At 68.5% G+C, this 23271-nt stretch carries 18 protein-coding genes; 13 read left to right on the top strand and 5 right to left on the bottom strand.

All coding sequences use genetic code 11. The features are described 5' to 3' along the window. The first annotated feature begins 62 nt into the window (after positions 1–62). The gene (locus J2126_RS24390; RefSeq protein WP_209489481.1) at positions 63–1271 is read left to right on the top strand and encodes a M23 family metallopeptidase; all 1209 of its coding nucleotides are present in this window, start codon (positions 63–65) and stop codon (positions 1269–1271) included. Between the two features lie 66 nt (positions 1272–1337). Here J2126_RS24390 and J2126_RS24385 read toward each other — a convergent pair whose 3' ends face one another. The 3 genes from J2126_RS24385 to J2126_RS24375 all read right to left on the bottom strand — a co-directional run bounded on the left by J2126_RS24385 (position 1338) and on the right by J2126_RS24375 (position 5669). Beyond that, positions 1338–2846 (bottom strand): carboxypeptidase M32, encoded by a 1509-nt coding sequence (locus tag J2126_RS24385; protein ID WP_209489479.1) that lies wholly within the window; start codon positions 2844–2846, stop codon positions 1338–1340. 238 nt (positions 2847–3084) lie between these two features. Next, positions 3085–3420 carry an antibiotic biosynthesis monooxygenase family protein gene (locus tag J2126_RS24380; protein WP_209489477.1) on the bottom strand — a complete coding sequence of 112 codons (336 nt, stop codon included), beginning with the start codon at positions 3418–3420 and terminating at the stop codon, positions 3085–3087. Positions 3421–3461: 41 nt separating this feature from the next. Next, positions 3462–5669: a TonB-dependent hemoglobin/transferrin/lactoferrin family receptor gene (locus tag J2126_RS24375; protein ID WP_245327561.1), complete on the bottom strand. Its 2208-nt coding sequence runs from the start codon at positions 5667–5669 to the stop codon at positions 3462–3464. Positions 5670–6056: 387 nt separating this feature from the next. Here J2126_RS24375 and J2126_RS24370 point away from each other — a divergent pair, with 387 nt between their 5' ends. Genes J2126_RS24370 through J2126_RS24360 form a run of 3 tightly spaced genes read left to right on the top strand, consistent with a single transcriptional unit; the run spans position 6057 to position 8832 of the window. Continuing rightward, on the top strand, positions 6057–6971 hold the full coding sequence (locus J2126_RS24370) for a heme/hemin ABC transporter substrate-binding protein (RefSeq protein ID WP_209489474.1): 915 nt from the start codon (positions 6057–6059) through the stop codon (positions 6969–6971). Continuing rightward, complete coding sequence (locus J2126_RS24365) at positions 6968–8053, top strand: FecCD family ABC transporter permease (RefSeq protein WP_209489472.1); 1086 nt, start codon at positions 6968–6970, stop codon at positions 8051–8053. Before J2126_RS24370 ends, J2126_RS24365 begins: the two co-directional genes overlap by 4 nt. A 2-nt stretch (positions 8054–8055) precedes the next feature. After that, positions 8056–8832: a heme ABC transporter ATP-binding protein gene (locus J2126_RS24360; protein ID WP_209489470.1), complete on the top strand. Its 777-nt coding sequence runs from the start codon at positions 8056–8058 to the stop codon at positions 8830–8832. A gap of 98 nt (positions 8833–8930) precedes the next feature. Here the strand turns inward: J2126_RS24360 and J2126_RS24355 are convergent, their stop codons facing one another. Continuing rightward, positions 8931–9404, bottom strand: a complete 474-nt coding sequence (locus tag J2126_RS24355) for a peroxiredoxin (protein WP_209489468.1) — start codon at positions 9402–9404, stop codon at positions 8931–8933. A gap of 274 nt (positions 9405–9678) precedes the next feature. Here J2126_RS24355 and J2126_RS24350 point away from each other — a divergent pair, with 274 nt between their 5' ends. The 3 genes from J2126_RS24350 (at position 9679) to J2126_RS24340 (ending at position 16293) form a co-directional block, all read left to right on the top strand. Beyond that, a complete protein-coding gene (locus J2126_RS24350) occupies positions 9679–13173 on the top strand; it encodes a DUF3971 domain-containing protein (protein WP_209489466.1) in 3495 nt (1164 codons plus the stop codon). A 257-nt stretch (positions 13174–13430) separates the two neighbouring features. Then, positions 13431–15572: a sodium-translocating pyrophosphatase gene (locus tag J2126_RS24345; protein WP_209489464.1), complete on the top strand. Its 2142-nt coding sequence runs from the start codon at positions 13431–13433 to the stop codon at positions 15570–15572. A gap of 91 nt (positions 15573–15663) precedes the next feature. Then, on the top strand, positions 15664–16293 hold the full coding sequence (locus J2126_RS24340) for a trimeric intracellular cation channel family protein (protein ID WP_209489462.1): 630 nt from the start codon (positions 15664–15666) through the stop codon (positions 16291–16293). 30 nt (positions 16294–16323) lie between these two features. Here J2126_RS24340 and J2126_RS24335 read toward each other — a convergent pair whose 3' ends face one another. Further along, positions 16324–16875: a hypothetical protein gene (locus J2126_RS24335; RefSeq protein ID WP_209489460.1), complete on the bottom strand. Its 552-nt coding sequence runs from the start codon at positions 16873–16875 to the stop codon at positions 16324–16326. Between J2126_RS24335 and J2126_RS24330 the strand changes: the two genes are divergently transcribed. The 6 genes from J2126_RS24330 to kdsA all read left to right on the top strand — a co-directional run bounded on the left by J2126_RS24330 (position 16874) and on the right by kdsA (position 23133). After that, complete coding sequence (locus J2126_RS24330) at positions 16874–18172, top strand: NCS2 family permease (RefSeq protein WP_245327560.1); 1299 nt, start codon at positions 16874–16876, stop codon at positions 18170–18172. The genes J2126_RS24335 and J2126_RS24330 overlap by 2 nt on opposite strands. Before the next feature lie 154 nt (positions 18173–18326). After that, positions 18327–18779, top strand: a complete 453-nt coding sequence (secG, locus tag J2126_RS24325; RefSeq protein ID WP_209489455.1) for a preprotein translocase subunit SecG — start codon at positions 18327–18329, stop codon at positions 18777–18779. Between the two features lie 111 nt (positions 18780–18890). After that, on the top strand, positions 18891–20519 hold the full coding sequence (locus J2126_RS24320; protein ID WP_209489453.1) for a CTP synthase: 1629 nt from the start codon (positions 18891–18893) through the stop codon (positions 20517–20519). Positions 20520–20742: 223 nt separating this feature from the next. Further along, the gene (locus J2126_RS24315) at positions 20743–21615 is read left to right on the top strand and encodes a VOC family protein (RefSeq protein WP_209489450.1); all 873 of its coding nucleotides are present in this window, start codon (positions 20743–20745) and stop codon (positions 21613–21615) included. Between the two features lie 131 nt (positions 21616–21746). Then, positions 21747–22064 (top strand): DMT family transporter, encoded by a 318-nt coding sequence (locus J2126_RS24310; RefSeq protein ID WP_209489448.1) that lies wholly within the window; start codon positions 21747–21749, stop codon positions 22062–22064. Between the two features lie 202 nt (positions 22065–22266). Beyond that, positions 22267–23133: a 3-deoxy-8-phosphooctulonate synthase gene (gene kdsA / locus J2126_RS24305; protein ID WP_209489446.1), complete on the top strand. Its 867-nt coding sequence runs from the start codon at positions 22267–22269 to the stop codon at positions 23131–23133. Positions 23134–23271: the final 138 nt, after the last annotated feature.

Below are 23271 nucleotides of genomic sequence, written 5' to 3'. Positions count from 1 at the left end.
CCGCCGTTTACGCATGGGCCTCTTAACTGCGGGCCGTAATGTTTGCGTGCGAGTTCGGCCACATGCGTAATTCCTCCGGGACACACGGACGTAACGTCGTCGCGCGGCTGGCACTGATCGGGCTCGTGTCCGGAACGGTGGCAGGCTGCAGTTCGGATACGGCCCGCTTCGCCGCCGACTCGCCCCAGCCTTCGGCCGGGGCGCCCATGGCGGGCTACCAGGGCCAGCCGGGCGGATATCCCCCCGCCGGCAGCGGCGATGTCACCGGCTCTCTTGGGTCCGGTCGTGTCGAGGCGATGCCCGCTCCGCCGCCCGGGCAGGCGGCCGCGCCCGGCTATCAGCCTTCGTCCTACGCCTCCACGGGCGGCGGCCAGCCGCTCTACGGCGCGCCGGGCTACGCGGCGGCACCGGCAGCGGCACCCGCGCGCGGCCCTGCGGCCGGCACCCATGTGGTGGTGGCGGGCGAGACGCTCGGTTCCGTCGCGCGCATGTACAACGTCTCGGTGGCCGCGCTGACCATCGCCAACAACATCCCTGCCGGCGGCACGGTGCGCACCGGCCAGACGCTCATCATCCCGCCCGGCGGCAACGGCGCCTCGCAGGCGAAAGCCACGCAGGCCGCTGCCCAGACCACCGCTGTGGCGAAGCCCCCGCAGCTCGCCGCGACTGCGCCGGTTCCCAGCACGCTGCAGGTTCCCGGCTCGGCGAAGCCCGCGACGGTCGCGGCCGCTCCGGCGCCGGCTGCTGCCCCCGCCGCCAAGCCCACCCAGACCGCCGCCGCGCCCACTCCGGCGGTGTCGAAGTCGGCCGCACCCGAGCCCAAGGTCGAGACCGCCGCCAAGGTGACGCCGGTGGACGACGCGGACGACGCGCCGCGCGCCAGCGGCTCCGGTCCCCAGTTCCGCGCCCCGGTCCGTGGCCGCGTCATCGCCTCGTTCGGTCCCAAGCCGGGCGGCGCCCACAATGACGGCGTCAACTTCGCCGTGCCGGAAGGCACCGCCGTGCGCGCCGCCGAGGACGGCACCGTGGCCTATGCCGGCAACGAGCTGAAGGGCTACGGCAACCTCGTGCTCATCAAGCACGCCGACGGCTACGTCACGGCCTATGCCAACAACAGCGAGCTGAACGTGAAGCGCGGCGACACCGTCCGGCGCGGCCAGATTGTCGCCAAGGCGGGCCAGAGCGGCAACGTCAACTCGCCCCAGCTGCACTTCGAGATCCGCAAGGGCTCGACCCCGGTCGACCCGAGCCGCTACGTCGCGGGCCTCTAAGAACAATCTTTTCCAAACGAAAACGGCCGGGCATCTGCCCGGCCGTTTTGCGTCTCAGGGTGCCGATCAGGCGGCCACCGAATGCTCCATCTCGCCGCCGTAGCGCCGGCGCAGGTGGGCCTTGAACACCGAGGCGTCGAGGGGGCGGCCGGTGGCGCGGGTGAGGAGTTCGTCCGTCTCCAGCAGCGAGGCCTGGCCGTGCACGTTCACGCGCAGCCATGACAGGAGCGGCGCGAAATCCCCCGTGGCGATGCCGGGCAGGATGCCGGGATCGGCGCGACAGGCAGCGTCGAAGAGCTGTGCGGCTGTCATGGCGCCCAGTGTGTAGGTGGGGAAATAGCCCCAGCCGCCACCCGGCCAGTGGATGTCCTGGAGGCAGCCCAGCTGGTCGTTCGGCGGGGTGACGCCGAGCAGCGACTGCATGCCCTCGGCCCAGGCGCCGGGCAGGTCCGAAAGCTTCATCTCGTCGCCGATCAGCGCCTTCTCCAGCCGGTAGCGCAGGATGACGTGGGCGGGATAGGTCACCTCGTCCGCATCCACCCGGATGAAGCCGCGTTCCACCTTGGTGTAGAGCCGCCACAAGGCGTCCGCCTCCCAGGCGGGGCCGGAGCCGTTGAAGGCGGCGCGCATGCGGGGCGCGGCGAAGGTGAGGAATTCCCGGCTGCGGCAGGCCTGCATCTCCATGAGCAGAGACTGGCTCTCGTGGATGCTCATGGAGCGCGCCTGCCCCACCGGCTGGTGGATATAGTCCTGCGGGCGGCCCTGCTCATAGAGCGCATGGCCGGTTTCGTGCAGCACGCCCATGAGCGCGCGGGAGAAGTCGCTCTCATCGTATCGGGTGGTGATGCGCACGTCGTTGTCGGCGCCGCCGCAGAAGGGATGGGCGGAGACGTCGAGCCGGCCGCGCTCGAAGTCGAAGCCCACCGTCTTCATCAGCTCCAGCCCAAGCTGGCGCTGCGCCTCCACGGCGAAGGGGCCTTCCAGCGCGGGCGTCGCCGGACGGCGGGCCTGGATCTCCAGCACTTCCTCGGTGAAGCTGGGCAGGAACTGGGCGAGGTCGTCGAACAGCGCGTCGATGCGGGCCGAGCGTCCGCCGGGCTCATAGCCGTTGAGCAGGGCATCGTAGGGGGAGAGGCCGAGCTTCTCGCCCTTCACCCGTCCGATCTCCCGCTGCAGCCGCAGCACCTCCTCCAGATAGGGCAGGAGGGCCGGGAAGTCGGCGTCCGCACGCGCCCTGCGCCAGGCCATCTCGCAGCGGGAGGCGGCGCGGCTGGAGGCTTCCACGAGATCGGCGGGCACGGCGGTATCCACCGTGAAACCGCGCGTGATCTCGCGCACATTGGCGCGCTCCCACGGGCCGAGGTCTTCCCCCTCGGAGGCTGCGATCCAGTCGCCGATGCGCGGGTCGGTCGCCATGTTGTGGTGGAGCACGCGCAGCAAAGCGAGGCTCTCCGCGCGCGTAGAAGCGGCCCCCTTGGGCATCATGGTGTCGCTGTCCCACTGGAGAATGCCGATGCCGTTGGCGAGCGCCGCGGTCCGGTCAAAGTGGGCGGCGAGGTCGGAATAGGCCGTCATGGCGCGATCCTGTTGGCTCGGGGCCTGGGAATTCCAGGGGCCGGAAATGGGGCCGGGAAAAGGGCCACGACGGTAGCCAAGCGGAGCCGGCAAGGAAAGGGCGGGACTCACGTCTCCCCTCTCCCGCAAGGGGAGAGGGGGCGCTCTCCTTCTGCCGCGAAACCAGCAAAAGAAAACCCGGCGCGGACATTCGCCCGGCCGGGTTGGAGGTACACCGTGGTTCGGGTCGGGTGGGGCCTCAGGCCGCCTTCTCGCCGGGGGTAAGCGAGAGCACCGACTCAAATCCTTCAAACTCCGGACCGCCGATATAGTTCACGCGGTTGGATGACGCACCCGCGTCGCGGTGGGCGAGGCGGAAGGCCTCGGACTTGGTCCAGGCCTCGAAATCGGCCTTCGAGCCCCACACGGTGTGGGAGATGTAGAGGGTGTAGTCCTCCTTCTCCGGCCCGCGGCACAGGTCGAAGGCGACGAATCCGGGCACGGCGGCGATGTAGGTGTCGCGCTCGCGCCAGACCCGCTCGAACTCGGCCTCGGACCCGTGCTTCACCTTGAACCTGTTGGTGGCAATGAACATTTCGTCACTCCGTCTTGGCAATGGGGTGGGTCGGTGGCCGCCTATTTCACCGGATAGGGCGTCGCCGCCGCGATGGTGTCGGCGCCGATCTTGAACTTGAGGCCGGCCTTCGCCGTGATGCCGGCGCTCGGCAGGAACTGCTGATACTGAACGTACTGCTCGTTGAAGATGTTCTCAACGGAGAGCTGGGCCAGCACGTTCGGATCGGGCTGGTAGCCGAGATAGAGGTTCACGAGATTGAAGCTCGGCGTCGGCTCGTAGGGCGAGTCGGCCGGCAGGTCGGCGGCGGTCTTGGCCGCCACCCACTGCCAGCGCACCGAGACGGAGAGCTTGTTGTCCAGGAAGCGCGCGCCAAGCGTGGTCGCGATGTTGTTCGGCATCACGTTGGCGAGGGGCTGGCCGTTGTTGGTGTTCTCGCCATCGGACACGGTGGCGTTGAAGCCCGCGAACCAGACGCCGGCGTCGTAATTGCTCTCGAACTCGAAGCCGCGCAGGCGGGCGTTGGCGATGTTCTGGTATTGATAGTTCGCGTATGTGCCGAAGGGCGTCATGTCGTAGCCCACCAGCTCGATGTAGTCCTCCACATCGTTCTGGTAGACGTTGGCCTTGGCGCGGAATTTGTCGCCCTTGGTGAAGATGTCGTCGAACCGCAAGTTCAGGCCGATTTCCTTGTTCTTGCCGATTTCCGGCTTGAGATACGGATTCGGCACGAAGCAGAACACGCCGAAGCTGCCATCCGGACAGAAGACGAGGGGGATGTTCGGCGGGTGCGCGCCGTTCACCAGCGTCTCGGTCACGGCCGGCGCGCGATAGCCTTCCGCGAAGGTGCCGTAGAGCGTCACCCACTGCCACGGCGTGAGGCCCACCGTGATCTTGGGCGAGAGGTGGTCGCCGCTGGTGGAAACGCCGTCTCCGCTCAAGTTGTAAGTGTCGTAGCGCAGCGCGCCGATGGCCTCGAACCAGGTGGAATAATTGGCCTTCCACTGGATGAAGGCGCCGCCCACGCCGCGCTCGCCGGACGGGTTGTAGCCGTCGCCGAAGCCATAATTGTCCACATTGTCCACGTCATCGTGGAAATAGTCACCGCCGATGGTGATGGCGTTGCGGATATCGGCGAAGGTGAAGCGCGACGTGTTGTTGAGATCAAAGCCCAGCGTGTCGATGGTGAAATAGCGCGGATCGCCGATGGAGCCGGTGATGGAGCTGGGGGTGCCCGCCACCTTCAGCTGGCTCTGCTTTACCCGGTTCCAGTAGATCTGGCTGCGCCAGTCGAAGATGTTGTCGTCCGGGTTGGTGTAGTTCCAGCTCGCGGTCAGCGTCTGGTTGAGGACGGTGGTGCCGTACTGTGTCGAGCCGGCGGGCACTTCGTTGTTCACCAGCGCGGCGTTGTAGGTGGTGTAATCGGCATTGTAGTTGATGCCGGTGATCTTCACCTCGTGGTGCTCCACCGGCCGGAAGGTGACCTTGGCGATGCCGGTCCAGATGTCCGAGCCGGTGCCCGGCACCACATTTCCGTCGCCGTCCGTATAGTCGCTCTGCGAGCGGTAGGTACCGCCGAGGAACAGGTCGATGTTCGGATTCACCTTCGCCGCCGCGAACAGGGCGCCGTAGCCCATCGGCCCGTTGGAGCCGAATTCGCCGGCGGATTCCACGCCCCACGTCTGGCCGGGCTTGATGATGTCGTTGGCGTCCTTGGTGCGGAAGGTCACCACGCCGCCGATGGCGCCCGAGCCGTAGATGTTGGCCACCGGCCCGCGCACCACGTCCACCTCCGCCAGCAGGCCGGGCTCCAGGAAGAAGGAGCCGGCGCCGGAGCCGTGGCCGAGCTGGGTGAAGTTCTGCCGCGCGCCGTCGACGAACACCGCGACGCGGCCGTAGTCCTCCATGCCGCGGATGTTGATGGAGGCCTGGGGGGAATTGCCGTTCTGGATGACGGAGGTGCCCGGCATGCCGAAGAACACGTCCTGCGTCCGCGACGGCATGAGCTGTTCAAGATCGTCGGCCCGCACCACGCTGATGGCGGCAAGCGCATCGATCGCGCGCTCCTCGGTCAGGCTGGCGGCGACCGTGATGGTGTCGAGCGAAATGGCCGTCGTGTCGTCGGTGGGCCCGGCCTCGGGGGCGCTCTGGGCGTTGACCGGCGTGGCCATCAGCACCGCGCAGAGCGCGACGCCCGCGAGCAGCGCCTCTTTCCCGCGCCGATGCCTTTCGCCCTTGAACACGCCCATGCGCTGCGGTTGTCCCGCCATGATCCTTCTCCCGGCTGATGTTCGGAGGCTGGCTGGCGTCGGCCGGAAAACCGGGGACGTGGCGGGCCGCAGGCGCTTTGCCTGAGCAGGCATCCGGCTGGGCAGTCGTTTCCCGCCCAGTCGTCTCGCCTGTCCCGATTTGGCTACCGTCGCGCCACAGAAGCGTCAAGAAGAATACATCCAACTTGCCAAAGCCATGAAATAACGTCAGAGACTGTTGCGTGATTGGCACGTAAAACATGCTGTATCGACATTGGAATAAATAAAAGAAAAGAGAATCATCGTTTGCGAAGACTCGTAGTACGAAAATGGAGTTGCTCTAATTCCATGGTGGTTTGGCATCAAATATCTGTCCGCTCATGCTGCGCTGCGGCGGGGCCCTCCGCGATGAACGTCGCCCGGCGCCTGCTGCTGGCAACTCTGATCGCGGTGCTGACCGGCCTCGCGCTGCGGGCGGCGGCGGCTCAGCCGCAGCCGGTGGAGCCGCGCATCGTCTCCATCGGCGGCGCGGTGACCGAGATCCTGTTCGCCCTGGGCATGGGAGAGCGCGTGGTGGCGGTGGACCAGACCAGCCGCTACCCCGCCGCCGCCCGCGCCTTGCCGGACGTGGGCTATGCCCGCGCGCTGTCGCCGGAAGGCGTGCTCTCGGTGGCACCGACGCTGATCCTGGCCATGGAAGGCGCCGGGCCGCCCTCCACGATGGAGGTGCTGAAGCAGGCATCGGTGCCCGTCGTCATCATTCCGGATGGACATGACCAGGAGGCCGTGCTGCGCAAGATTGCTGCGGTGGCGAACGCGGTGGGCGCGCAGGAGAAGGGGCGGGCGCTCGCCGCCGAGGTGTCCGAGGATTTCGCCGCCCTCGACGCCATGGTGAAGGCGCTGCCGGAGCGCCCGCGGGCCGTCTTCGTGCTCTCCGCCTCGGGCGGCGCGGCGGTCGTGGGTGGCTCCGACACCAGCGCGGACGCCATCCTGAAGCTCGCCGGCCTCACCAATGCCATGGCCCGGATCAAGGGCTTCAAGCCGGCGCTGGACGAGGCCGCCATGTCGGCCGAGCCCGAGGCGGTGGTGGTGATGCGCGGCGGCGGGCAGGTGCTCGATGCCGCCACCGTCTTCGCACTGCCCGCCTTCGCCGGAACGCCCGCCGCGCGGGATAAACGCCTCGTGTCGCTGCCCGGCTCCTATCTGCTCGGCTTCGGTCCCCGCACCCCGCGCGCGGCGCGCGATCTCGCGGCCGCGCTGCATCCGGGCGCGAAGCTGCCGGAGCTGCCATCCCGGCCCTGGAGCGCGGAGCCGGACCAATGAGCTTGGAAGGCGTTGCCATGGCCGCGTCGGGCGAGGGGACGCGGGGGCGCCCGGTCGCGGCCGGGCTGACGCTGTTCGCGGTGCTGGCGGTCGCGGCCGTCGTTGGCGCGCTCGCCATCGGTCCCTTCACCATCGCGCCGGGACGGGTGTTCGCCGTGCTGTGGGAATGGATCAGCGGGGCCGCGCCGGCCGGTGCCTTGCGCGAGCGAATAGTGGTGCTGGACGTGCGGCTGCCCCGCGCCATCGTCGGCGCGCTCGCCGGCGCAGGCATGGCGGTGGCGGGGGCGCTGATGCAGGGGGTGTTCCGCAACCCGCTCGCCGATCCGAGCCTCGTCGGCGTGGCGCCGGGCGCGGCGCTGGCGGCGGTGGCGTTCGTCGTGTTCGGCGCGCCGCTCCTCGCGCTTCTGCCGCAGCCGCTGCAGGTGGTGGGACTGCCGCTCGCAGCGTTCGCGGGCGGGCTCCTCACCACCCTCCTCATCGCGCGCCTCGCCGAGCATGACGGGCGCACCTCGGTGGCGACGCTCCTGTTTGCCGGTCTCGCGCTGGGCGCGCTGGCGAGCGCAGGCACGGGGGTGATGGTGTTCCTCGCCTCCGAGCAGCAGACGCGGGACTTCCTGTTCTGGACCCTCGGCAGCCTCGGCGGCGCCACCTGGATGAAGGCGGCGCTGGCCGCGCCCTTCGTGCTGGGGCTGCTGGCCATCGCCATCGGCCTTTCGCGCGGGCTCGATGCGCTGGCGCTGGGCGAGGCGGAGGCGTTTCACGCCGGGGTGTCGGTGGAACGGCTGAAGCGCACCGCCGTCGTCGCCGTCGCGGCGGGGGTGGGGGCGGCGGTGGCGGCGACCGGCGTGGTCGGCTTCGTCGGCCTGGTGGTGCCGCATCTGGCGCGACTGGTCATCGGGCCGTCCCATCGCGCGCTGGTGCCGGCCTCGGCGCTGCTCGGCGTGGCGGTGCTGCTCGGGGCGGACATCCTCGCCCGCATGATCGCGGCGCCAGCCGAGCTGCCGCTGGGCGTGGTCACGGCTCTGGTGGGCGCGCCCTTCTTCCTCTGGCTGCTGCTGAAGCGCCGCGCGTTCGTGGGGTGAGCATGTATCGCGCGGAAAACGTCACCGTCACCGCCTCCGGCCGTCGCCTGGTGGATGCGGCAAGCATCTTCGTGCGGCCGGGGCGGGTGACGGTGCTTGTCGGCCCGAACGGCGCCGGCAAGTCCACCTTGCTCAAGGCCATGTCGGGCGAGCACCGGCTCGCGACGGGGCAGGTGACGCTGGACGGGGTGTCCATCCATGCCATGCGTCCGCTGGATCTGGCGCGCCGCCGGGCGGTACTGCCGCAGGCGGCGGAGGTGGCCTTTCCATTTACCGCGGCCGAGGTGATCGCCGCCGGCCTGATGACAGGAGAGGGGCACGACCGCGCCCGTGTCCTGCGCCTGCTCGCGCGGGTCGACCTGCCCGGCTTTGCGGACCGGCGCTATGACAGTCTGTCGGGCGGCGAGCGGCAGCGGGTGCAACTCGCCCGCATCCTCGCGCAACTGGAGGCGGGACGGGCGGACGTTCCGGGTTACCTCTTCCTCGACGAGCCCACCGCCAGCCTCGACCTTGCCCACCAGCTCACCGTGCTGAACCTTGCCCGCGCCCATGCGGATGCGGGCGGCGGCGTGCTGGCCGTGCTGCACGATCTGAACCTCGCCGCCATGGTCGCCGACGAGATCGTGGTGCTGGCTGGTGGGCAGGTGCGCGCGGCCGGGCCGGTGGCGGAGGTGTTGACCGAGCAGGTGCTGGCGGAAGCCTTCGGCATCCGCGTCCGAATCGGCGTGGCCCCTCCCGGCCCGTTCATCCTGCCGCAGAACGTGCAGGCGGCGGGGTAGGGGAGCGGCGAACGCTCCCCCTTGATCTGGGCTCAGCCCAGCGAATTCGTTGCCTTGAGCTGGGCTCAGCCCAGCGGGTTTGTTGCCTTGAGCAGGGTCTAACCCAGCTCTTGCGCCGCCTTCAGCACGTCGGCGGCGTGGCCGTCCACCTTCACCTTGGGCCAGGTCTGCGCCACCTTGCCGTCGCGGCCGATGAGGACGGTGGCGCGCTCCACGCCCATGTACTTGCGGCCGTACATGCTCTTCTCGACCCATACGCCATAGGCTTCCAGCATGGCCTTGTCGGGGTCGGAGCCCAGCGCGAAGCCGAGGCTGTACTTGTCGCGGAACTTGTCCTGCGCCTTCACCTCATCGGCTGAGACGCCGAGGATGTCGGTGTCGGCGGCGGCGAATTCCGCCTTCAGCCCGTTGAAGGCGATGGCTTCCTTGGTGCAGCCGGGGGTATCGGCCTTGGGATAGAAATAGACCACCAGCTTGCGACCCTTGAAATCCTTCAAAGAAACGGTGCCGCCCCCATCACGGGTGAGCGAGAAAGCAGGCGCCTTGGCGCCGACCTCCGGGAAACTGGACATTCCGCCTTCCTTTCGACGTGTTCGGCGCCATACGGGGCAGCGCAAATGCGATGCCCACAAGATGGCCGCCTTCCTGGGTTGGAGTCCTGGGCCAGATGGTATCATCGAGGAGTTGATCCACCTCATCTTTACGTGGCGACGGCAGGATAGGGTCATTTCTCGCGGGCCGGAGGCGAATCGACGCGCTGACCGGAGGGCACCGTGGGACCGTCGCCAGGTTGCGGACGATCGGCTGGAAACGGCTGAGGCGAAAGAGAGAGAAGGTCCAGACGGTATGGAGTTTCGGCAGGAAAGGCCGGCGGGGGCGCGGCGCGAGCCAAAGCGGTCCCGCTTCCGGGGCATTGTCGGCGCGCTCACCCCGCGCAGCCGTGCCGCGCGCCTGTTCACCGGCCTGTGCCTTGTCCTTATCGCCCTCGGTGGCGTCGCCGCCGTCACCCTGTACGTTCTCATCGCCACCGGGATGGTCACCGCCAACCTCGCCACGCCCTATATCGAGCGGGCACTGGAGGAGCGCATCGGTGGCGGCCATCAGGTGAGCATCGGCGCGACCACCATGAAGACGGTGGGCCACGGCGCAACGGCCGTGGTGGTTCACGACATCAAGGTCATCGGCCCCGACGGCCAGCTGGTCGCCAGCGCGCCGAGCGCCGAGGTGGAGCTGGAAGGCTCCCTCCTGTCGCTCATGCCCAAGGCGCGGCGCATCGACCTCATCGGCGCCGAGATGACCGTGCGGATCGCGCCCTCGGGTCAGGTCGCGGTGGCCACCGGCCGCGGCGCCAAGGCGATCCCGGCGAGCCCCTCCCACCGCGCCGACGCGAATTCCGGCGCGTCACCGCAGTCTTCGGCGGCCGTCCCCGGCCAGGACCAACAGGCCGCGCCCAACACGGCCGCCGTCGGCGATTTCGATCCGCTCAAGCCGGTCGCGCTGGCCCGCTGGATGTCGGACCTTGAGACTGCCGGTTTCGATGGGGGCGCGCTGGCGGATGTGGGCCTCAAGGACGGCACGGTCATCGTCGAGAACGAGGGAGCCGGGCACCGCATCGTCTTCCAGCACATGAGCGTGCGGCTTGCCCGTCCGGCCGGGGGCGGGGCGGAGCTGACCTTCACCACCCAATCGCCACAGGGCGTCTCCACGGCCGTCGCCCGCATCAGCGCCGCCAATAACGGCGAGCGCAGCATCGATGTCTCCATCCGCAACGTCTCGACCCGCGACCTGCTCTACGCCTTCGTGCAGGACCAGCGGCGGTTCTATATCGACACCCCGCTCAACGCCTCCTTCTCCGCCCGCGTCGCCCTCGACGGCGCGCTGACCGCTGCCGAGGCGAGCCTCGATTTCGGCGCCGGCGCGCTCGGCAACGGCGAGGACCCGGAAGAGCGCTTCGTCATCGACCGCGCCCGCATCGCCGCCACGCTGGACGTGGCGCGCCGCGTCATCGTGGTCGCGCCCATTGAGGCGGTGAAGAGCCAGAACGTCATTTCGCTCGCGGGCGAGATCAAGGTTCCGGCCAAGGCGATCGAGCCGTGGCCGTTCCAGGCCGGGCCCAAGCAGGTGGTGCTGCAAGGGCCGGAAATGCCCGAGCCGCCCCTCGTCATCTCCAAGGTGGACGTGTCCGGCCGCTTCGATCCGCCGAGCCGGCAGATCGTGGTGGACCAGGGGCTGCTCAGCGCCTCCACGGCCAGCTTCAGCTTCACGGCCTTGTTCGATTTCGGCGTCCCGGTCCCCTATCTCAAGTTCGACGGTGTCGCCTCGCCCATGCCGGTGGCGACGGTGAAGCGCTTCTGGCCGGTGAACATCGCGCCGCCCGCGCGACAGTTTGCCGTCGAGAACGTCTCCGGCGGCACGGCGGAGGGCCTCACGGTCGCGGTGAAGCTGCCGCTCGACCTCATCGGGCAGAAGCAGGTGCCGCTGCCCGAGGATGGCGTGCGTTTCACCATCACCGGCAAGGGCGTCACCATTCGCCCCGTGAAGGGGCTGCCGCCCATCACCAATTCCAGCCTCGCCATCCTCGTCACCGGCCGCTCGGTGCGCATCACCATGCCCGACGGCACGGCGGTGACGCCGCAGAACCGCAAGATCGCGGTGAGCGAAGGGGTGATGCTGATCCCCGACTATTTCCCGCGCGAGCCCTCCGCGCAGATCCGGGTGAACTTCAACGGCCCCGCCGACGCCGGCATCGAGGTGCTGGGCATGGAGCCCTTGAAGGGACCGCAGGGCACGGCCTTCGATCCCTCCACCACGCGCGGCCGGCTCTCGGCGCTGCTGCAGGTCAACATGATCTTCCGCAAAGTGCCGCTGCCGGAGGACCTCGACTATTCGCTGGAGGCCAACCTCACCGACTTTGGCGTGGACAAGGTGTTCAAGGGCCAGAGGCTGGAGGGCGCGACGGTGAAGGCCTTCGCCTCGCCGGCCGGCATCGTGCTGCGCGGGGAGGGCAAGCTCGCCGGCGCGCCGCTCGCCTTCGAGTACGAGAAGAAAAAGGACGCGGCGGATTCCGACATCCGCGTCTCCGCCACCCTCGACGACGCCGCGCGCACCAAGCTCGGCGTGGACATCCCCGGCGTGAGCGGCCCGGTGGGCGTGCGCCTCGTGGGCACCACCAACAACAAGGACACGCGCGCCAGCATCGAGACGGACCTGACGCAGGCGCGCATCGCCGATCTCATCCCCGGCCTCAGCAAGCCCGCCGGAAAGCCGCTCAAGGCGCGCTTCATCGTGAACGACAAGGGCAACTCGATCCGCCTCGACGACATGGTGATCGACGGATCGGGCACATTGCTGAAGGGCAATATCGAGCTTGCCGACAGCGGCGATCTTCTGGGCGCGAACTTCCCGACCTTCCAGCTCTCCGACGGCGACAAGGCCTCGGCCAAGGCGGAGCGCGTCGGGTCGGTGCTGAAGATCCGCATCACCGGCGAGGTGATGGACGCCCGCGGCATCATGAAGAGCCTCGTCAGCGGTCCCCCCACGGACAAGCGCAAGTCGCAGGACGTGGACGTGGAGGCGCGCGTCGGCGCGCTCACGGGAAACAATGGCGAGGTGCTGCGCCAGTTCGATCTCTCCACCACGCGGCGCGGCGTCGAGATGCGGGACTTCACCCTCACCGCCAAGACCGGCCGGGACGGCACGGTGGCCGGCGAGATGCGCACCTGGCAGGGGCGCGAGCGGGCGCTGCAGATCACCACCTCGGACGCCGGCGCGCTGTTCCGCTTCCTCGACATCTACGCCAAGATGCAGGGCGGCGATGCGTGGCTCGTGGTGGACCCGCCGCGCAGCGACAACACCCCGCAGGAAGGCGTGCTGCACCTCAGCGACTTCTCGATCAGGGGCGAGCCCGGCCTCGAGCGCCTGTCCAGCGCCGCGCGCGACAGTTCGGGCCGCATCGAGAACGGAACCGCCGCCTTCGAGAAGGCACAGGCGCAATTCTCCCGCTCCACCGGCAAGATCGTGTTCAAGGAGGGTGCCATCTGGGGGCCGTCCGTCGGCGCGACCTTCGACGGCTCGCTGGATTTCGCCGCCGACCGCATCAACATGCGTGGCACTTTCGTGCCGGCCTACGCGCTCAACAACATCTTCTCCAAGCTGCCGGTCATCGGCCTCTTTCTCGGCGGCGGACCCAACGAGGGACTGGTGGGCGTGACCTTCGAGGTCGTCGGCCCGCTCTCCACCGGCCCCACCTTGCGCATCAACCCCATCTCGGCCGTGGCGCCGGGCTTCCTGCGCAAGATCTTCGAATTCCGCGATTCGACCGGCACGCCGCCGACGCGCTGATGTTCCCGCCGTCATCCTTCGGCTCGACCGAAGGATCCATCGTGCCTCAGCCACGAACGGGGGAATGGGTGCTCCGGTCAAGCCGGAGCACGACGGATGTTGGCTTTGCGGCATCGCCCGTGCGCGAGCCGCCGACGGTCCCATGAAACCGTCCAAAGGTGCGACCGTTTGCCCAAACGCCCCTTGCGATGCCACACGGCACCCCTCACACTCGCCCCATAAACATAATTGGCAGGAAACGAGTGAGGGTGGGATAGATGCTGGCTCTGGTGCTCATCATCGTCTGCGGCCTCTTGGCCGTGGCGTACGGCGTATGGACGATCAAGGGGTTGATGGAGGCGGACCCGGGAACCGCCAGGATGCAGGAGATCGCATCCGCCATCGCTGAAGGCGCGCAGGCCTATCTGCGTCGGCAGTACGCCACCATCGGCATCGTGGGTGCCGTCATCTTCATCCTCGTGGGACTTTTCCTCGGCTGGCTGGTGGCCATCGGCTTCGCGCTGGGCGCCATCCTCTCCGGCCTCGCCGGCTTCATCGGCATGAACGTGTCGGTGCGGGCGAACGTGCGCACCGCGCAAGCGGCGACGCTCTCGCTCGCCGGCGGCCTCGACCTCGCCTTCAAGGCGGGCGCCGTCACCGGGCTTCTGGTGGCCGGCCTCGCGCTGCTCGGCGTCAGCGTCTACTTCCTCGTCCTCACCGGCTTCCTCGGCTTCGCGCCGAACAGCCGCACGGTGGTGGACGCGCTGGTGGCGCTGGGCTTCGGCGCCTCGCTCATCTCCATCTTCGCCCGTCTCGGCGGCGGCATCTTCACAAAGGGCGCGGACGTGGGCGGCGACCTCGTCGGCAAGGTGGAAGCCGGCATTCCCGAGGACGACCCGCGCAACCCGGCCACCATCGCCGACAACGTGGGCGACAATGTCGGCGACTGCGCCGGCATGGCGGCCGATCTGTTCGAGACCTATGCGGTGACCGTGGTCGCCACCATGGTGCTCGCGGCCATCTTCTTCGCCGCGAACCCGGCGACGCTCGCCACCATGATCGTCTATCCGCTCGCCATCGGCGGGGCGTGCATCCTCACCTCCATCGCCGGCACCTATTTCGTGCGGCTGGGGGCGAACTCCTCCATCATGGGCGCCCTCTACAAGGGCCTCATGGCGACGGCGGGCTTCTCCGTTATCGCGCTGGCGGTGGTGACGTGGCTGCTGCCCGGGTTCGGGCCGATCCAGGGCGCCGACTATACGGGCACGGCACTGTTCCTCAGCGGCCTCGTCGGCCTCGCGGTGACCGGCGCCATCGTCGTCATCACCGAATACTACACCGGCACCGGCTATCGCCCGGTCGTGTCCATCGCCCAGGCCTCGGTGACGGGGCATGGCACGAACATCATCCAGGGCCTCGCCGTCTCGCTGGAATCGACGGCGCTGCCGACCCTCGTCATCATCGCCGGCATCCTGTGCGCCTACGGCCTTGCCGGCCTGTTCGGCATCGCCATCGCCGCCACCACCATGCTCGGCGTCGCCGGCATGATCGTGGCCCTCGATGCCTTCGGCCCGGTGACGGACAATGCCGGCGGCATCGCCGAGATGGCGGGCCTGCCCAAGGAGGTGCGCCAGTCCACCGACGCGCTCGACGCGGTGGGCAACACCACCAAGGCGGTGACGAAGGGCTACGCCATCGGCTCCGCCGGCCTCGGCGCGCTGGTGCTGTTCGCCGCCTACAATCAGGACCTCAAGTTCTTCATCTCGCAGGCGGCGCCGGGCTCCTACTTCGCAGGGGTTGCGCCCAACTTCTCGCTGGAGAACCCCTATGTGGTGGTCGGCCTGCTGTTCGGCGGCCTGCTGCCCTATCTCTTCGGCGCCATGGGCATGACCGCCGTGGGCCGCGCGGCCGGCGCCATCGTGGAGGAGGTGCGCCGGCAGTTCCGGGAGAAGCCGGGCATCATGGCCGGCACCGAGAAGCCGGACTATTCCCGCGCCGTGGACATGCTGACCAAGGCGGCCATCAAGGAGATGATCATCCCCTCGCTGCTGCCGGTGCTCTCGCCCATCGTCGTCTATTTCGTCATCTACTTCGTGGCGGGCGGCGGCGTGGCGGGCAAGTCGGCGGCCTTCTCGGCGGTGGGCGCGATGCTGCTCGGCGTCATCGTCACCGGCCTGTTCGTCGCCATCTCCATGACCTCGGGCGGCGGCGCCTGGGACAATGCCAAGAAGTCGTTCGAGGACGGCTTCGTGGACAAGGATGGCGTCCGCCACATGAAGGGCTCGGAAGCCCACAAGGCCTCCGTCACCGGCGACACCGTGGGCGATCCCTACAAGGACACGGCCGGCCCCGCCGTGAACCCGATGATCAAGATCACCAACATCGTCGCGCTGCTGCTGCTGGCGGTGCTGGGGCACTGAACCGCCCCGCTTCGCAAGGGATATGACAAAGGCCGCCTGTCCCCAAGGGGCAGGCGGCATTTTTGCGCGGGGGCCTATCCTGACTTTCGACATGACGCCGCAGACCCTGCTCCACATCCTCTATCTGGTCGCCATCGTGGCCGAGGCCATGACGGCCGCGCTCGCCGCCGGACGGCGGGAGATGGACTGGGTGGGCGTGTTCCTGCTCGGCTGCGTCACCGCGCTGGGCGGCGGGTCCGTGCGGGACGTGCTGCTCGGCAATTATCCGCTCTCATGGGTGGCGCACCCCTCCTACCTCATCGTCACCGGCGGCGCGGCGCTGGGCACCGTCTTCCTCGCCCGCGTCATGGACCACCTGCGGCAGGTGTTCCTCTTCCTCGACGCCGTGGGCCTCGTGGTGTTCACCGTCATCGGCTGCAACGTGGCCATCGGCCTCGGCCTGCCGGTCATCGTGGTGATCGCGGCGGGCATGATCACCGGCTGCGTCGGCGGCGTGCTGCGGGACGTGCTGTGCAACGAGGTGCCGCTGCTGTTCCGCGCCGAGCTTTACGCGACGGTGTCGATCCTCACGGGGCTGCTCTACGTGGCCGGGCCGCTGGCCGGACTGCCGCAGCCGCTCACCATGGCCATCGCCATGGCCGCCGGCCTCACCCTGCGCCTGCTGGCGCTGCGCTTCAGCTGGAGCATGCCGAAATTCGTTTACACGAAGGATTTGCATTAGCGCCTGCGCGGGGCAGGACCTACGCCGGCTCTATTCGTTGGCAGGTTGCCCCGGCTCTGGGGGAAGAAGAAAGCGATTCGAGTTGCAGCCATCGGTCCATAACTTTGGTGGGTCACTCTGAGGCACGCTCCGGCTTATGGCAAAGTTGTAGGGGCGTTCGTTGGCCCAGGCCGCAGCGAGTCCAACACCAGCTCCGCAATTCTCGCCGTTGTCGCCGCCGTAGGACATCACCACAACCTCGTCCGGCAGCGCCCCCTTGACCTGCCGGATGACCTTGACCCGTGCTTCGATCGTTGGCTCTGGCAAGTCGGGTGATCTGGGCGGCAGCTTCCGGACCGAAATGACCCGACCTGAAAAGACGTAGGCGTTTCGCGCGAAGATGACGTCGCGCCTTGCATCCGCGTCCTTCGGCAGGATGCACTGGCATGCCGCAGCAACCGAGGGCAGAAGGACCAAGCTGGTGACCGCCGCCGCGATTGCAAGTCTGTGCATCTTGTCCTCGCTTTTGCCCTTCAGCCGCGGCTGGCGCAGCCGCAAAAAGTAGGGGCTTAATGGCGTCGGCATGGCAAGAGGGTGCGGCATGCGCGGACTGATCGAGCGCGTCTTCCAATTGGAGGCGCACGGCACCACCATCCCGACCGAGGTGGTGGCGGGCATCACCACCTTCCTCACCATGGCCTATATCGTCGTGGTGAACCCGCAGATCATGGCGCAGGCGGGCATCGATGCCGGGGCGGCCTTTACCGCCACCTGCCTTTCGGCGGCGTTCGGCTCCGCGATGATGGGGATCATCGCGAACTATCCCATCGCCGTCGCCCCCGCCATGGGCATCAACGCCTATTTCACCTTCACCGTGGTGCTGGGCATGGGCGTGCCGTGGCAGCAGGCGCTGGGAGCGGTGTTCGTCTCCGGCATCCTCTTCCTCGCCCTCAGCCTGTTCAGGGTGCGGGAATGGCTGCTGAATTCCATTCCCATGTCGCTCAAGCTCGGCATGGGCACGGGCATCGGCCTGTTCCTCGCGCTGCTCGGCTTGAAGGGCATGGGGCTGGTGGTGGCGAGCCCGGTGACGCTGGTGGCGCTGGGCAACCTCGCGGCGCCGTCCACCCTCATCGCCTGCGGCGGTTTCCTGCTCATGAGCGGCCTCGCGGCGCGGGGCGTGCCGGGGGCGATCCTCATCGGCATCGCGGCGGCGACGCTGGCCGGCGTGCCGTTCGGCCTCGTCTCCTTTTCCGGCATCGTCTCGGCCCCGCCCTCGCTGGCGCCGACGCTGCTCCAGCTGGACATCGCCGGCGTGCTGCGCCTGTCCATGACCGGGGTGATCGCGGCGCTCTTCCTGCTCGTGCTGCTCGACAATATGGGCACGCTGATCGCCACCCTCTACAAGGGCGGCCTGATGCGGGAGGACGGCTCCGTGCCGCGCCTCGGCCGGGTACTGATCGCCGATTCGGGCGGCGCCATCGTCGGCTCGGCGCTCGGCACCTCCACGCTCACCTCCTATATCGAGAGCGCCGCCGGCATCGAGGCGGGCGGCCGCACCGGCCTTACCGCCGTGGTGGTGGCCGTGATGTTCCTCGCCTGCCTGCTGTTCGCGCCCCTGGCGCTGGCGGTGCCGGGATACGCCACCGCCCCGGCGCTGCTGGTGGTGGCCCTCGCCATGATCGGCGCCATGGGCGACCTACCGTGGGATGACGCCGCCGAAGCCTTCCCCGCCGCCGCGACCGCGCTGGCGGTGGTGTTCACCTTCTCCATCGCCACCGGCATCGGCCTCGGCTTCATCACCTATGTGGCCGTGAACCTCATCGCCGGCCGCTGGCGGCGCATCAGCGGCGCGGTGTGGGTGATCGCGGCGGCCTCGGCTGTGCTGCTGGCGATCGAGTGAGACTCTTCAATGCCAACCGCCGGTCCCGCGCGTCGCGCAGGGGAGGGGTGCAGGGTCGCTGCCGCTCCCGCTCTTCCCTCCCGCCGCCCGATCGTGTAGGGAACCCGCGACCTGCGCGCCGGGGCACCGTCCTGGCGCGAACGTGATGGATTCCATGCAGACGGTTCTCATCGTAATTCACCTGATGGTGGTGCTCGCGCTGATCGGCGTGGTGCTCATCCAGCGCTCTGAAGGCGGCGGCCTTGGCATCGGCGGGGGCGGCGGCGGTTCTGGCGGCGGCTTCTTCTCCGCGCGCGGCACGGCCAACGTGCTCACCCGCGCCACCGCGATTCTCGCGCTGATCTTCTTCATCACCTCGCTGTCGCTGACCATCGTCGCTGGCCTGGGCCGTGCCCCGCGCTCCATCCTGCCGCCGGCGCAGCAGAATCAGGGCGGGCCGCAGGTGCCGCAGAGCGGGGGTTCCATTCTCGACCAGCTGCGCCAGCAGGCCCCGCAGGGCTCAGGCGCCCCGCAGGGCGCAGGTGCCCCGCAGGATGGGGCAGCGGCTCCGGCGGCGCCCGCCGCCCCGGCCGCGCCGTCTGGTCCCCAGGTTCCGCAGTCCAAGTGATCCGACGACGACGCGGCTTCGGCCGCGCCGTTTCTTCTCCACAGGCGAGGCGAGGCCGGATCCGGTTTCGTCCTCGCCGAATCGTGTTTGCACGAGGTAAGGTCGAGGCCCATGGCGCGCTACATCTTCATCACCGGCGGCGTCGTGTCTTCCCTGGGCAAGGGCCTCGCCTCCGCAGCGCTCGGCGCTCTTCTCCAGGCGCGCGGATACACCGTCCGCCTTCGCAAGCTCGACCCCTATCTGAACGTCGATCCGGGCACCATGAGCCCGTATCAGCACGGCGAGGTGTTCGTGACCGACGACGGGGCCGAGACGGACCTCGATCTTGGTCACTACGAGCGGTTCACCGGCCATCCCGCGACCAAGCAGGACAACATCACCACCGGCCGCATCTATCAGGACATCCTGAGCAAGGAGCGCCGTGGCGATTACCTCGGTGCCACCATCCAGGTGATTCCCCACGTCACCAACGCGATCAAGGACTTCGTGCTGGAAGGCAACGAAGGCTTCGATTTCGTTCTGATCGAGGTGGGCGGCACGGTGGGCGACATCGAGGGCCTGCCCTTCTTCGAGGCCACCCGCCAGCTCAAGAACGAGCTGCCGCGCGGACACGCCATCTTCATCCACCTCACCCTGATGCCGTACATCCCCTCGGCCGGTGAGCTGAAGACCAAGCCGACGCAGCATTCGGTGAAGGAGCTGCGCTCCATCGGCATCCAGCCCGACATCCTGCTCTGCCGCACCGATCGCGAGATCCCGCGCGAGGAGCGCCGCAAGCTCTCGCTGTTCTGCAACGTGCGCGAAACGGCGGTGATCGAGGCGCGGGACGTGGACAACATCTACGCCGTCCCCTCCGCCTATCACGCGGAAGGCCTCGACAAGGAAGTGCTGGCCGCCTTCAACATCGAGCCGGCTCCCGCGCCGAATCTCAAGCGCTGGACCGACATCGAGACCCGTGTGCGCAACCCCGAGGGCGAGGTCACCATCGCCATCGTCGGCAAGTACACGGGGCTGAAGGACGCCTACAAGTCTCTGATCGAGGCGCTCGCCCACGGCGGCATCGCCAACAAGGTGAAGGTCAATCTCGACTGGATCGAGAGCGAGACCTTCGAGCGCGAGGACCCGGCGCCCTTCCTGGAGCATGTCCACGGCATCCTCGTGCCCGGCGGCTTCGGCCAGCGGGGCGCGGAGGGCAAGATTCGCGCGGCCCAGTTCGCCCGCGAGCGGCAGGTGCCCTATTTCGGCATCTGCTTCGGCATGCAGATGGCGGTCATCGAGGCGGCGCGGAACCTCGCGGGCATCGAGAAGGCCAATTCCACGGAGTTCGGCGCCACCTCCGAGCCGGTGGTGGGCCTGCTCACCGAATGGCTGCGCGGCAACGAGCTGGAGCGGCGCAACGCCGCCGGCGACCTCGGTGGCACGATGCGGCTTGGGGCCTATCATGCGGTGCTGGAGCCCGACACCAAGGTGGAAGGCGTCTATGGCAAGCGCGACATCTCCGAGCGCCACCGTCACCGCTATGAGGTGAACACCGCCTATCGCGACCGGCTGGAGCAGCACGGGCTGAAGTTCTCCGGCATGTCGCCGGACGGGCTGCTGCCGGAGATCGTGGAATATCCCGATCATCCGTGGTTCATCGGCGTGCAGTTCCATCCGGAGCTGAAGTCCCGCCCGTTCGAGCCGCACCCGCTGTTCGCCTCCTTCATCGGTGCCGCCAAGGACCAGAGCCGGCTGGTCTGAGCCGTTTCTTTGCAATGGCTTAGGGTGCCGTCCCGGGATTTCTTCCTCCGGGCGGTAGCCACGTCGCGGCAAAACGCACTAAGCTCCAGCCGGGCCGCCGGGGGGATGCGCCCGCCATTCAGGCGACGCGCGGACCCTTGCCGTAGCGTTCCTTCCCATGCTTCTGCCGTTGCGGAATGCGCGCCCGATGGGTCGCAGCATCGGCCCGATAAGAGGAGAAGCCATGCGACGCGGCCTCGACCACGTTGTGCACCTCGTCCGCGACCTCGACGCAGCTGGCGAAATCTACGACCTCCTGGGCTTCACCGTGGGTGCCCGCAACCGCCACCCGTGGGGCACCGAAAACCGCATCATCCAGACGCCCGGTTTCTTCATCGAGCTGCTCCAGGTCGTCGAGCCGGAGAAGATCGTTCCCGCGCAGGGGGAGACCTTCTCCTTCGGCGCTTTCAACAAGGATTACCTCGCCCGCATCGGCGAAGGCCTCTCCATGCTGGTGCTGGAGGGCTCGGACGCGGGCCACGAGAAGGCCGCCTTCGATGCCGACGGCTTCGGCGGCTTCGACATCTTCGATTTCGCACGCAAGGCGCGCCGGCCGGACGGGCAGGAGGTGGATGTCGGCTTCCGCCTCGCCTTCGCCCGCGATCCGGCGAGCCCGGATTTCGGCGCGTTCACCTGCACCCAGCTTAACCCTGAGAATTTCTGGTCCAGCGACCTCCAGCGCCATTCCAATCAGGTGACGGGCGTCGCCGGCGTGGTGCTGGTGGCGGACGCGCCGGCGGAGCACCAGAAGTTTCTGGAAACCTTCTCCGGCTGCCAGGTCCAGCGCGCGCTCGACGCCTGGTACGTGGCGCAGACGCCGCGTGGCTCCATCGACGTGATGTCGCGCAATCTGTTCACCGACCGCTATGGCGTCCCGGCGCCGGCCGGGCCGGGCCTGCGCCTCGCCGCCATCCGCTTCGCCACCCCGGGCGCGCCGGAGCTGCGCCGCTCGCTCGCCGCCCGCCGCATGGTGGAAGAGGCCATCGAGGGCATCGTCGTCGTGCCGCCCCGCGCGGCGCTGGGGGCGACGCTGGTGTTCGAGGTGACGCCCGGCTGAGTCTGGTGGTTTCACTCTCAGGAAAATCGCATTACATCGGATTGGGCGGAGCATTCCGCCCCGGGCGCGGACGACCGCGCTCCTTCCTTAACGCGCGGCGGGGACGACCCCGCCTCTCGTGGTGTCTGCCCATGGCTTGGGTCTATCTGTTCATCGCCGGCCTCACCGAAATCGCGTGGGCCATCGGAATGAAGCAATCGGAGGGGTTCACGCGGCTCTGGCCGAGCCTCTTCACGCTCGGCACGATCGGGGTGAGCCTGCTTTTGCTGTCGCTCGCCCTGCGCGGCATACCCATCGGCACCGCTTATGCGGTGTGGGCGGGAATCGGGACGGTCGGGACAGCGGTCGCCGGTATCTTATTCTTCTCCGAATCGACCGACCTTCTGCGGCTCGCATCCATCGGCCTGATCGCGGTGGGTATCGTCGGGCTCAAGCTCGTCACGCACTGACCCGTCCTCGCGCGTGGCCCGGCCCGTCCACCGGCGCCCGGCCGCGCGCATTCGCGATTTAGCGAAACGGCGAAAATGCTCTATCAAGGGCGCGCTCCGGCTGCATCGCTCCGCGCGGAAGTCGGAAAGTCGCATTTATTCTAGGGCTTAGGGCGCTGCCGGCCACGCGGTCGCGGTGTCCCGAGCCGTCGAGGGACTGCCCATGACCGCCGCACCTCCGCCCGTCGCCCCGCAGAGCATCGTCGAGGCAGGACCCGTGCGCTTCGGCAATAGCCTGCCGCTGACGCTGATCGCCGGCCCCTGCCAGATGGAAAGCCGCGCCCACGCGCTGGAGGTGGCCACCGCGCTGAAGGAGATCGCGACCCGCCGCAACATCGGCCTGGTCTTCAAGACCTCCTTCGACAAGGCGAACCGCACCTCCCTCTCCGCCGCCCGCGGCCTTGGCCTTCAGGCCGCCCTGCCGGTGTTCGGCGAAATCAGGGAGAGCCTCGGCCTGCCGGTGCTCACCGACGTGCACGAGATCGACCAGTGCGCCGCCGCCGCCGAGGTGGTCGACGTGCTGCAGATTCCCGCCTTCCTCTGCCGCCAGACCGACCTCCTCATTGCCGCCGCCCGCACCGGCCGGGTGGTGAACGTGAAGAAGGGCCAGTTCCTCGCGCCGTGGGACATGGCGAACGTGGTCAACAAGCTCACCGGTGCCGGCAACGGCCGCGTGCTGGTGACGGAGCGGGGCGTCTCCTTCGGCTACAACACGCTCGTCTCCGACATGCGCGGCCTGCCGATCCTCGCCAAGACCACGGGTGCGCCGGTGGTGTTCGACGCCACCCATTCGGTGCAGCAGCCGGGCGGGCAGGGGACCTCCTCCGGCGGGCAGCGTGAGTTCGTGCCGGTGCTGGCCCGCGCCGCCGTGGCCGTGGGCGTCGCCGCCGTGTTCATCGAGACCCATCCCGACCCGGACAAGGCCCCCTCCGACGGCCCGAACATGGTGCCTCTGGCCAAGCTGGAGGAGCTTATTACCCTGCTCCAGGCGTTCGACGCGGTTGCGAAAGCCAATCCCGTCACCATCTGAGCCGAACCTTGGCCTTCCTTCCGTGCGATGCGGCGCGCGGGAGGTGGCCGGCCCCACCACCTGAAGTCCCGCCTTTCCCGCCCCTGTCGGGGCCGACCCCCACGCGCTTGCCTTGACCGAGGTGCCGTGTATGGTCGC

The sequence above is a fragment of the Xanthobacter flavus genome (assembly GCF_017875275.1).
Classification (GTDB): domain Bacteria; phylum Pseudomonadota; class Alphaproteobacteria; order Rhizobiales; family Xanthobacteraceae; genus Xanthobacter; species Xanthobacter flavus_A.
The sequence above is the reverse complement of the archived record's forward strand: the minus strand, read 5'-3'. Positions and strand labels throughout refer to the sequence as shown.

Excerpts from the sequence above, each read along its gene's own strand:
- kdsA (WP_209489446.1), top strand. The coding sequence starts at position 22,267 with ATGACCGCCGCACCTCCGCCCGTCGCCCCGCAGAGCATCGTCGAGGCA.
- J2126_RS24330 (WP_245327560.1), top strand. The coding sequence starts at position 16,874 with ATGCGCGGACTGATCGAGCGCGTCTTCCAATTGGAGGCGCACGGCACC.
- J2126_RS24375 (WP_245327561.1), bottom strand. The coding sequence starts at position 5,669 with ATGGCGGGACAACCGCAGCGCATGGGCGTGTTCAAGGGCGAAAGGCAT.
- J2126_RS24320 (WP_209489453.1), top strand. The coding sequence starts at position 18,891 with ATGGCGCGCTACATCTTCATCACCGGCGGCGTCGTGTCTTCCCTGGGC.
- J2126_RS24360 (WP_209489470.1), top strand. The coding sequence starts at position 8,056 with ATGTATCGCGCGGAAAACGTCACCGTCACCGCCTCCGGCCGTCGCCTG.
- J2126_RS24315 (WP_209489450.1), top strand. The coding sequence starts at position 20,743 with ATGCGACGCGGCCTCGACCACGTTGTGCACCTCGTCCGCGACCTCGAC.
- J2126_RS24355 (WP_209489468.1), bottom strand. The coding sequence starts at position 9,404 with ATGTCCAGTTTCCCGGAGGTCGGCGCCAAGGCGCCTGCTTTCTCGCTC.
- J2126_RS24350 (WP_209489466.1), top strand. The coding sequence starts at position 9,679 with ATGGAGTTTCGGCAGGAAAGGCCGGCGGGGGCGCGGCGCGAGCCAAAG.
- J2126_RS24365 (WP_209489472.1), top strand. The coding sequence starts at position 6,968 with ATGAGCTTGGAAGGCGTTGCCATGGCCGCGTCGGGCGAGGGGACGCGG.
- J2126_RS24385 (WP_209489479.1), bottom strand. The coding sequence starts at position 2,846 with ATGACGGCCTATTCCGACCTCGCCGCCCACTTTGACCGGACCGCGGCG.
- J2126_RS24380 (WP_209489477.1), bottom strand. The coding sequence starts at position 3,420 with ATGTTCATTGCCACCAACAGGTTCAAGGTGAAGCACGGGTCCGAGGCC.
- J2126_RS24310 (WP_209489448.1), top strand. The coding sequence starts at position 21,747 with ATGGCTTGGGTCTATCTGTTCATCGCCGGCCTCACCGAAATCGCGTGG.
- J2126_RS24370 (WP_209489474.1), top strand. The coding sequence starts at position 6,057 with ATGAACGTCGCCCGGCGCCTGCTGCTGGCAACTCTGATCGCGGTGCTG.
- secG (WP_209489455.1), top strand. The coding sequence starts at position 18,327 with ATGCAGACGGTTCTCATCGTAATTCACCTGATGGTGGTGCTCGCGCTG.
- J2126_RS24390 (WP_209489481.1), top strand. The coding sequence starts at position 63 with ATGCGTAATTCCTCCGGGACACACGGACGTAACGTCGTCGCGCGGCTG.
- J2126_RS24345 (WP_209489464.1), top strand. The coding sequence starts at position 13,431 with ATGCTGGCTCTGGTGCTCATCATCGTCTGCGGCCTCTTGGCCGTGGCG.
- J2126_RS24340 (WP_209489462.1), top strand. The coding sequence starts at position 15,664 with ATGACGCCGCAGACCCTGCTCCACATCCTCTATCTGGTCGCCATCGTG.
- J2126_RS24335 (WP_209489460.1), bottom strand. The coding sequence starts at position 16,875 with ATGCCGCACCCTCTTGCCATGCCGACGCCATTAAGCCCCTACTTTTTG.